Raw genomic sequence first — 2,333 nt, forward strand, 5'->3', positions numbered from 1 at the left:
CTTTTTTATCGATAAATATTCCAACCTTCTGCGCCGCCGTACCAGGGAGCTTAGCGCCGAAGCACTTGAGCTGCTTCGGCGACATCACTGGCCCGGCAACGTACGTGAACTGGAAAACGCCATCGAATACGCTGTTAACCTGGCTCCCGGCTCGGTAATCACCCCGGCCGATTTGCCGCCGTACCTGCGCGGTGAAAAAGCTAACGGCACCAACGGCTACAGCACGGCTGAGACGGCAGCGGCTTTAAGTGCTGGGGCTTACGACGAAGTACCGGCCGGTGCCACCTTAGAACAGATGCTAGCTAACTACGAAAGCCAGATTCTAAACCACTGTCTTGACGCCTACGGCACCTCGGCCGAAGCCAAGGCCCAAATCGCCCAGCGACTGGGCATCTCCTTGGCTACTTTGTACCGGCGACTGGCCAAACACAAAGACACACCGGCCTCATAATCGTTTCGCAAACCTGATAATATTTCGCATACCTGAGAAACCAGCGCACCTTCTTTTTGCAACCCTGAGAAAAGGAAGGGCGTTTATTTTTCTCAGTGGCCCTTATTCTTCGGCGACATGTCAGAGCTTCGGGTTACCGTTCTTAGCGAAGTGTGAGGTTACCGATTCGGAATAAGATCCTTCGGGCAAAGCCCTCAGGATGACAACGAAGTAGTGCTTTCATAGCAATGACATGGGTGTCTCATCCTGCGCATTCTCATGCCACCTGTCATACTAAGCATTCCCATGCCGCCTGTCATCCTGAGCAGTCCCTGCCGCCTGCGTTCCATGCCACCGCACCATCTCGTAGGGGCGGCTCTCGTGGCCGCCTGGCTCCCGATCAATGCTATGTTGGTGTAGTAGTATAGGGATTCGGAATAAGATCCTTCGGGCAAAGCCCTCAGGATGACAACGAAGTAGTGCTTTCATAGCAATGTCACTTTCCTGGCATACAACTTGCAATACTTCTATTATCGGCACATGACCATCAATAACAACAGAAAACAGTCAACATTGGGAACTAACATATTACAGTAACATATCATAGGAGGCGGTTGCCATGCAAACCCAACTTTTATCCGTATTGCGTGCGCAAGTAAAACCGGCCTTTGGTTGTACCGAACCGGTGGCCTGTGCTCTGGCCGTGGCCCGAGCCCGGGAGGCCCTCGGTAACATCGACTCCGTAGACAGTATCCAAGTTGTTTGCAGCCCCGGCGTGTACAAGAACGGCCTGGGCGTTGGCATCCCCGGTACCGGCGAGCGCGGGATCCCCATTGCCGCTGCCTTAGGTGCCCTCATCGGCCGCTCGGAACAGGGGCTGGAAGTGCTCTCTGCCGTGACGCTCGCAGTCGTGCACCAGGCCAAGGAGCTGGTGGAGCAGGGTAGGGTAGACGTAACCTTCGATCCGGCCTTAAGCGGAATATTCGTCCAAGCTACTGTGACCCGAGGCCAAGACTCCGCTCGAGTAATTATTTCAGGAAGTCATACTAACATCATTTACGTAGAGAAAAACGGGCAGCCCATCTACGGCGAGCCCGTGCAGGAAACAGCCGCCACAGCCGTAGCTTCTGCCCCTGAATCCATTTCAAATTTAAGCTTATCCGATTTAGTGGATTTCATCGAAACCGTACCGGCAGCCGAGATCCAGTTCTTGCTGGACGGAGCCCGTATGAACTGGCAGGCGGCCCAAGAAGGTCTAACCAAAAGCGCCGGCCACGGCGTGGGAAAAACCCTAAAGACCATGCTGGATCAGGGTGTCTTAGGTGCCGATATGGCCACTAAAGCCCGTATCTATACCGCCGCTGCTTCCGATGCCCGCATGGGTGGACTACCCATCGCCATTATGTCCAGCGCCGGCAGCGGCAACCACGGTATCGAAGCCATCATTCCCGTAACCGTGGTCTGGGAAGAACTAAAGTTTCCCGCCGAAAAACTGGCCCGGGCCCTGGCCCTAAGCCATCTGGTCACTGTTTATATCAAAGAACATACCGGCAAAATATCGCCCATCTGCGGCTGTTCCGTAGCTGCCGGCGCCGGCTCCGCCGCCGCCTGCACCTGGCTGCTGGGCGGGGATGCCGCCGCCGTGGGCCGCGCCATCCAGAACATCATCGCCAGCTTAGCCGGCGTCTTCTGCGATGGCGGCAAAAACGGCTGCGCCCTCAAACTGGCCGCCACCGCCGCCGAAGCCGTCCTCGCCGCCAAGCTCGCCATCCGCGGCCTCAGCGCCGACCAACTGGACGGCATCATCGGCAAAACCGCCGAACAAACCATCGCCAACCTCGGCTACGTCAGCACCCACGGCCTGGGCCAAACTGACGCCGCCATCCTCACCGTCATGCAGGGC

At 56.7% G+C, this 2,333-nt stretch carries 2 protein-coding genes; both read left to right on the forward strand.

Annotated features, from left to right (window positions below):
• Positions 1 to 451: hypothetical protein (locus GX016_10415; GenBank protein ID HHT71953.1), on the forward strand; the 451-nt coding region annotated here is incomplete at its 5' end.
• A 598-nt stretch (positions 452 to 1,049) separates the two neighbouring features.
• Positions 1,050 to 2,333, forward strand: a 1,284-nt coding sequence (locus GX016_10420; GenBank protein ID HHT71954.1) for a serine dehydratase subunit alpha family protein, incomplete at its 3' end; no start/stop codon positions are given.

The organism is Bacillota bacterium (assembly GCA_012837285.1).
Classification (GTDB): Bacteria; Bacillota; DTU030; order DUMP01; family DUMP01; genus DUNI01.